The following is a 7210-nucleotide window of genomic DNA, read 5'->3' as shown; positions in this document are numbered from 1 at the left end:
ATCGCCGAGCCGACGTTGTTGTTGATCGTGGTCGAACCGTCGCTGTTGTACGTCACGTACGACGGCGCCGAGATCGCGCCGGTGGTCGGATCGTAGGTAGCGCCGCCGCCGATCGCGCCGGCCGTGCTGTTGCCGAGGTTCGTGTTGTTGTTCGCGATCGAGCTCAGGCCCGTCGACAGCGAGCTCATGCCGGTCGACGTGGCGGTCGACAGCGAGGTCAGGTTGCTGTCCGTGCTCGACAGTCCGGTAGACAGCGACGTGATCGAGCTGTTGGTCGTACTCAAGCCGGTCGACAACGAACCGATGCTGGTCGACGTCGCTGTCGACAGCGACGTAATCGAGCTGTTGGTCGAGCTCAAGCCGGTGGACAGCGAGCCGACGACCGTTGACGTCGACGTGGACAGCGACGTGAGGTTGCTGTTGGTCGAACTCAGGCCGGTGGACAGCGAGCCGACGATCGTCGAGGTCGACGTGGACAGCGAGGTGACCGTGCTGTTGGTCGAGCTCAGGCCGGTGGACAGCGAACCGATGCCCGTGGACGTCGACGTGGACAGCGACGTGATCGAACTGGTCGTCGAACTGAGACCGGTGGACAGCGAACCGATGCCCGTAGACGTCGACGTGGACAGCGACGTGATCGAGCTGTTAGTCGAGCTCAGGCCGGTGGACAGCGAACCGATGCCGGTAGACGTCGACGTGGACAGCGACGTGATCGAGCTGTTGGTCGAGCTCAAGCCGGTGGACAGCGAACCGATGCCCGTAGACGTCGATGTGGACAGCGACGTGATCGAACTGGTCGTCGAACTCAAGCCGGTCGACAACGAACCGATGCCGGTGGACAACGACCCGATGCCGGTTGACGTCGACGTCGACAACGACCCGATCGAGCTGTTGGCCGAACTCAGGCCCGTGGACAACGAGCCGATGCCGGTCGAAGTCGACGTGGACAACGACGTGATGCTGGACGCCGTCGACGTCGACAGCGAGTCGATCGCCAGATTCGACGCATTGAGCTGGCTACCGTTGATCGCATCGGTGGAGGTCGCGCTGATTTGGCCGGCGGCGACGTTCTGGATCTGCCGCGGCGCGGCGGCCGAGCCGACGCTCACCACGTCGCCGCCCGCCGGCGTGCCGCCGGCAAAGTTGTACGTGGTTCCGCCGATGACGGCGCTGGGCGTCTGCACGGCGGCCGACACCGTCGACGCGTTGCCGAGCACGACCGCGCCGTCGAGGGCGGCCGGCACGGACACGCCGCTGCCGACGACGAACGCGTTGTTCGCGTTGATCGTGTTGTTGTTGCCGAGCGAATACGAACCCGAGCCGGTGACGGTGCTCGGATCGCCGATCGCGGCGGAGTTCGCGCCGCTGACGACGTTGCCCGTGCCGATGCTCAGGCTGTTTACGCCGCTCGCCTGAGCGCCTACGCCCATCGCGATCGCGTTCGTACCCGATGCGTTCGCATTCAGACCGACCGACGTGGTTCCGCTCGCGGTGACGCCGATGCCCGCATTGGTGCCGATCGCGACGTTGTCGTTGCCCGACACGAGGCTGCCGGCGGAAGCCGCGAGCGTGCCGTCATACGTGACGGTTCCGTCGCCGCTGCCCAGCGCGACGTTGCGCGTGCCGGTGACGCCCGAACCCGCACCGCGCATCGCGCTCGCGATGCCGCCGCCGATCGCGGTGTTCTGCGCGCCGCTCACGAGCGTGCCCGTGGCGAGACCGACTGCGATCGAACCGGTATTGGCGGTCGTCGAGCCCGCGCCTGCGCCCGCGCCGGCCGCCACGGTGCCATCGCCGCTCGCGAGCGCCTGGCCGCCGATCGCGAGCGACGTGTTGCCGGTTGCCTTCGCGGCATTGCCGACAGCGGTCGCGGCTGCATTCGTGGCCTGCGCGGTCGGGCCGAGCGCAATGGACGACGTACCGGACGACTTGCTGTTGGTGCCGACCGCAATCGATTGCGTGCCGCTGGCGACGGCGTTCGTCATCATCCCCATCGAATTCGTGCCGGTGGCAGTCGACTGGTAACCGACCGCGATTGCGTTGGCGCTCGAAGCCGTCGAGGTGCTGCCGAACGCGACGGCGCCCGTAGCAGTGGCCTGCGCGGCGTTGCCGACCGCGGCTGCGTTCAGACTGTCCGCCACTGCGCTCTGGCCGACCGAGATCGAATTGTCGCCGGATGCCGCAGATGCCGATCCGATGGCCACCGAGGCCGAGCCGGAGGCGGCCGCGGCGTTGCCGCCCGCGAATGCGGCTGCATTGGACGCGTTCGCGAAGGGGCCGACCGCGGCGCTCGATGCGCCCGACGACTTCGCGCCCGGCCCGAGCGCAGCGGAATTGCTGCCGCTCGCGTTCGCCGACGTACCGAACGCCGATGCAGCCTGGGCGGACGCCTGCGAAAAGATGCCGACTGCCGTGCTGTTGACGCCGCTCGCCGTGACGTTCCCGCCGATCGCGATCTCACCGCTCGCGAGCGCGGCGTTCGTGCCGCAGCCGATCGCAATGCCGTTGTTCGTCGTCGCGGTCGCCGAGCCCGGGCAATTCGTGCCGGAAATCGCGACCTGCGCGGCCGCACCGCCCGACCACATCGCCATGCTGCCGAGCACGGCAAGCGTCACGGACTTGAGCGCGGCCGCCGCGCCGGTGCCGCGCGCGACGGCTCGGGCTCCGGCACCGGCTTTGCCCTTGCCGTGGGCCCGATCGAGTTCGGATACCGCGACGATTGCGCCGCGTGCCGCATTCCACACAGTGCGGTAAGTTCTATTCATGGATTTCTGCCGGTAAGCGGCGCGCGCCATCCACGTACCGGGCCAGCCAGGAATGCCGGATGCGTGGAATGTCTGTCGAGCCGTGTGAAAACTGTATTTATCGGGAAGCGCGGTCTTGTGAAAAGGAGATTTCGATCAATCGATTACCCTGGAACGGTGAAAGAGCGCGATTAAACAAATCGAATTTTCTATGCCTTTTCAAGGGCAATTCGATTAATCGAAACGGGCAAGAATCCGCTGATCCGTAGAATAAGGGAAAGGTATTCGGGCAAGAGAGCGAGAAAATCTGAATAATTGTGAACTAAATGTGAACAAAGAAAACGAGCGGCCGCGAGCGATCGTATTGCGTGGATTTCCGGCGTGTCGGTCGACTGGGGGGATGAGCTGATTCCGATCGTTTGCGATGGTTTTTAACAACAAAAACAATGCAATTCGGGCCGGTGCGGATAAACGGTGATATGCCCGAAAGACCGTAAAATTTTTAAATTGACGAAATGGCGATGTCACCGCACGGCGCGGTAACCATGCGCGGGGCGCTTCCAGGTCAATGGGAAATGAAAAAAATTACGGAATGCGTCGTGCGCGGTGCCGTGGGCTCGATTTTCAACCGTCGCGGCGGGCGGTGTTTCGACGGAGCAGCAGCGTGAAGACGGACCCGCGTCCGACCGCGCTATCGACACGAATTTCTCCGCCCAGCGCGTCGACCACCTGCTTGACGAACGCGAGCCCGAGGCCATGCCCGGCCGTCGCGCCGCTCGCGTCGACGCGAAAAAACTCGGTGAACAGGTTCGGCAATTGATGTTCCGGGATGCCGACGCCCGTATCGGCGACCGTCACGTGCCAGCGTTCGTCGCTTTCGCCGGCCGCGACGGTCACGGTCGAGCCCTCCGGGCTGAACCGGATCGCGTTGTCGATCAGATTCGCGAATGCGCGGCGCAGCAGCAGCGCATCGGCGATCACGAGCATCCCCGGTTCCGCGATCAACCGGATCTTGATCCGCTTCGCGCTCGCATGTGCCCACATATCGTCGGTCGCGTCGGCGAGCAGCGGCGCGAGATCGACTTTCGTCGCTTTCGCCGAGCGCGCCTGCGCGCGAGCGAGCAACAGGAACTGGTCGGCGAGCGTGAGCGTCGTGCGCGCGTAGTGGCCGACGAGATCGATGAACCGTGCTTCGGGCAACGAAGCCGGCGCTTCGAGACGTTGCTCGATCAGCGCGAGGATCGCGGCCTGCGGCGAACGCATGTCGTGCGACAGAAAGCGCAACGCGGTATCGCGCTGACGTTCGGCGGCGCGCATCGGCGTGACGTCCGCCACGTGAAAGATCAGCATCGCGTCGCCTGCTTCGCGCGCGGGCACGACCGCGCATTTCACCAGCAGCGAGCGTTGCTTCGCGTCGACGATCTCGATGCCGTCCATCGGTGCGGCAGGTTCGTTCGACGGCGTGATGCCGTTGCGTTCGGCCAGCGTTTGCAGCGCGCGCTCGACGTAGTGCGCCGCGTCGTCCGAGGCGGTCATCTCGCGCAGCACGCGCGCCGCGTGGCGGCCGGTGGCTGGCGGCGGTGAACCGTGCCGCGCTGCTTCCGTCTCGTACAACCTGAGCGCCCGGCGGTTCGCGAGCAGCACCGCGCCTGAACCGGACGCGACGAGCGTGGCTTCGGGCAGGCTGTTCATCCATTCGGAAATGAGGTGTGCGGAGCGCCGCAGGCGCGCGATCATCGCGGTCATCACGATCACCCGCCGGCGGAACGGATCGATCGCGTCCGTGGGAGCGGGCGCGTCGCCCGGCAGACACGGGTCGGCGATCGTGCGTTCCGCTTCGCGGGTCAGATAGCGCAGCAACGTTTCCTGCCGCCGCCATGCGCTGAGCGCGTACGCAAGCAAGCACGCGGCGACCGCGGTGGCGGGAAAGCAGAACAGATGCGCGGTCTTCAGAACGACCAGCGACGCGGCGCATGTGGCCAGTGCGATGGCCACGCAAGCGAGCAGCGCGGCGCGCGGGCCGAGCGCGAATAATGCCGCGCAAAGCCACGGCAACACCGACAGGCTGAACAGCACCTGGTTGGCCCACGATGCGGTGCGCACAAGCGAGCCGCTCGCGAGTGCGTAAGTGGCTTGCGCGACGAACTCGACGCCGGCGCGCGGCGGCGGCTCCCGGCCCGGCGTGACGAAGTGCGTGTCCGCGGTGCCCGAGGTCGGGCCGACGAGCACGATCGCGTCCTTGAGCAAGCCGGGATCGACGCGGCCTTCGAGGGCGTCGACGAAGGGGACCGTGTAATACGACGGGGCGGAACCGAGCGGCACGTAGCGGCGGCATGCGCTGGTCCAGTGAATGTCGCGACGTGCCGGCGGTTCGTCGCACTCCTCGAACGGCACGCCGCTCGCGCGGAGCAGGGACGCGCTCATGTGCTCGTAGTCGATGGTCGGGGGCCCTTCGCGCAGATAGAAGCTGCGTGACACGCCATCCGCGTTCGGCGCGGCGTTGACCTGCGCGATCGCGAATGCGCCGCGCGCGATCGGCTCGAGCGGCGGCACCACGTTCGGCAAGCCGTCCCCATCGTCGTCGGCCACCACGGCCGGCAGCACCACGCGGCCATTGCGCTTGATCGCGCTCGCCAGCCACGCGTCGCCGGCAGGCAGGATTCTGCCCGGATGCGTGAACGCGACGTCGAGCCCGATGGCGGCCGCACCCGCCGCGGTCAGCCGGTCGATCAACGTCGCGTAATCGGCACGCTTGACCGGCCATCCGCCGAGCGCCTTCGCGCTCGCACCGTCGATCGCGATCAGCACGATCTTATGCGGCGACGGCCGCTGCAGCAGCGGCTGCACGACGTCGAAGAAGAACAGGTCGGCGCGACGCAGCGCGCCGGACGTCGTCAGCGTCGCGCACAGCAGCAGCACGAATGCACCCGTCACGATACATTCGCGCATGAAACCGCCTGGCATACGCGCATCGTCGGCAAGCATCACGGGTGATTCATCGTAAAGCGTGTGCGTTGACGGCGGCCTCACTCGCACTCGAACCCGGCGGGCGTCAGCGGAGGCGGCGACGCCGGCTGCGCGAGCGGAGCGCGGTGCGGCGACGCGCCGGCGTGATCGCGGGCCGACGGCACGGCTTCGAGGCGATAACCGTGTGTGTAGACGGAACTCAGGCGCAACCCGTTCTCGGGACCGAGTTCGAGCTTTTGCCGTATCCGGTAGATATGGGTATCGAGCGTGCGCGAATCCGGATCGAGCTCGCGTCCCCACGTGCTCATGCAGACGAGCTTGCGCGACAGCAGCTTGCCGATGTTGGTGAAAAAGAGTTCGGCGAGGTCGAATTCCTTCGGCGTCAGCTTGATCGGCACGCCGCGCAGCAGGATCGTGCGTTCGCGCGGGTTCAGCACGTAGTCGCCCGCGCCGATGAGGCCGAAGCCGTCGATATCGCGCGCCGAGCGTTTCAACAGCGCGTTCACCCGGCTCGCGAGTTCGGCGACGCGAAACGGCTTCGTGACGTAGTCGTCGGCGCCGGCATCCATTGCCAGCACGATGTCGTCTTCGAGCGTCTTGCTCGTCACGAATAGCACGGCGGGCGACGTGCCGAGCGTGCGGCGAATCCAGTACAGCACTTCGAAGCCGCTCATTGTCGGCAGCAGCCAGTCCAGGATCACGAGGTCGAACGGCTGCGCGCGCAACAGTCGTTGCGCCGACTCGCCGTCGTGCACTTCAACCACTTCGTGTCCGAGCGGGGCCACGACGCGCGCCGCGGCTTTCGCATGAACGGGATCATCTTCGACTATCAGCACACGCATCGGGGCTTCATCCTTGTCATCAGCACGTGAGCGATACCGCACACGTCTTCACTTCGTCTTCAGCGCGGCGCGGCGCACGGGCGATGCGCGGACGGCGCGTGTCGCCGCCAGGCCGACAGGCACAACGCTCCGGCACTGCGGAGGAGCGGGGGCGTCATGTGTGCTGCGCCCTCGCGGGAGAAAACATCGAACCGCGGCACCCGATGCACGCACTGCTGCAGCAAGCGCGTGCGGCAACCGCGTTATGCAGTCACGGCCATTTGCGGCGAGCCTTCGCGTTCGGGATCCGATGTCGAACCATGCCGGAGCAGGGCGCGCGCGGAGGAACGAATTGAGGCAATCGTCGCGCATGTTTAAGGGCGTTCTGCCGGGCTCTCGGCATCGGGGTGCTCATGGTTGCCATGCCCTCGTCAGGCTGCAAGTGTTTCGATTGTGCTTGGGTCGGCCGCGGGGCGCGGCGCGTTTCACGTAGCGAATCCGGATGCGCTCACCGGCAATGTGGCGAGCAAATTTTTCCGATTCGGCGATAGGGTCCGCTGCCGTTGTGACAATGAGCGGCCTCAAATGTCGGCGGATTTTCGCACAAGGGTAAGGGTTTGTCATGCGACGACAGACGTTTGATCGTCGCTGCGGCAAGGCGCTCGACGATCGCAGGCT

At 66.1% G+C, this 7210-nt stretch carries 3 protein-coding genes; all 3 read right to left on the bottom strand.

What is annotated here, in order from left to right:
• Nucleotides 1-2795 (bottom strand): ESPR-type extended signal peptide-containing protein (locus tag WS61_RS08565; RefSeq protein ID WP_095211641.1); only part of this gene is annotated, 2795 nt, incomplete at its 3' end.
• Nucleotides 2796-3368: 573 nt separating this feature from the next.
• Entirely contained in the window at nucleotides 3369-5729 is a 2361-nt protein-coding gene (locus WS61_RS08560) for a CHASE2 domain-containing protein (protein ID WP_095211639.1), read from the bottom strand.
• Between the two features lie 41 nt (nucleotides 5730-5770).
• Nucleotides 5771-6553, bottom strand: coding sequence for a response regulator transcription factor (locus WS61_RS08555; RefSeq protein WP_059500070.1), 783 nt, complete (start codon nucleotides 6551-6553; stop codon nucleotides 5771-5773).
• Between the last annotated feature and the right edge of the window lie 657 nt (nucleotides 6554-7210).

This window comes from Burkholderia sp. ABCPW 11, from assembly GCF_001523445.1.
Classification (GTDB): Bacteria; Pseudomonadota; Gammaproteobacteria; order Burkholderiales; family Burkholderiaceae; genus Burkholderia.
Note: the sequence above shows the minus strand (reverse complement) of the source record. Positions and strands in the feature narration are given on the sequence as shown.

Excerpts from the sequence above, each read along its gene's own strand:
- WS61_RS08560 (WP_095211639.1), bottom strand. The coding sequence starts at position 5,729 with ATGCTTGCCGACGATGCGCGTATGCCAGGCGGTTTCATGCGCGAATGT.
- WS61_RS08555 (WP_059500070.1), bottom strand. The coding sequence starts at position 6,553 with ATGCGTGTGCTGATAGTCGAAGATGATCCCGTTCATGCGAAAGCCGCG.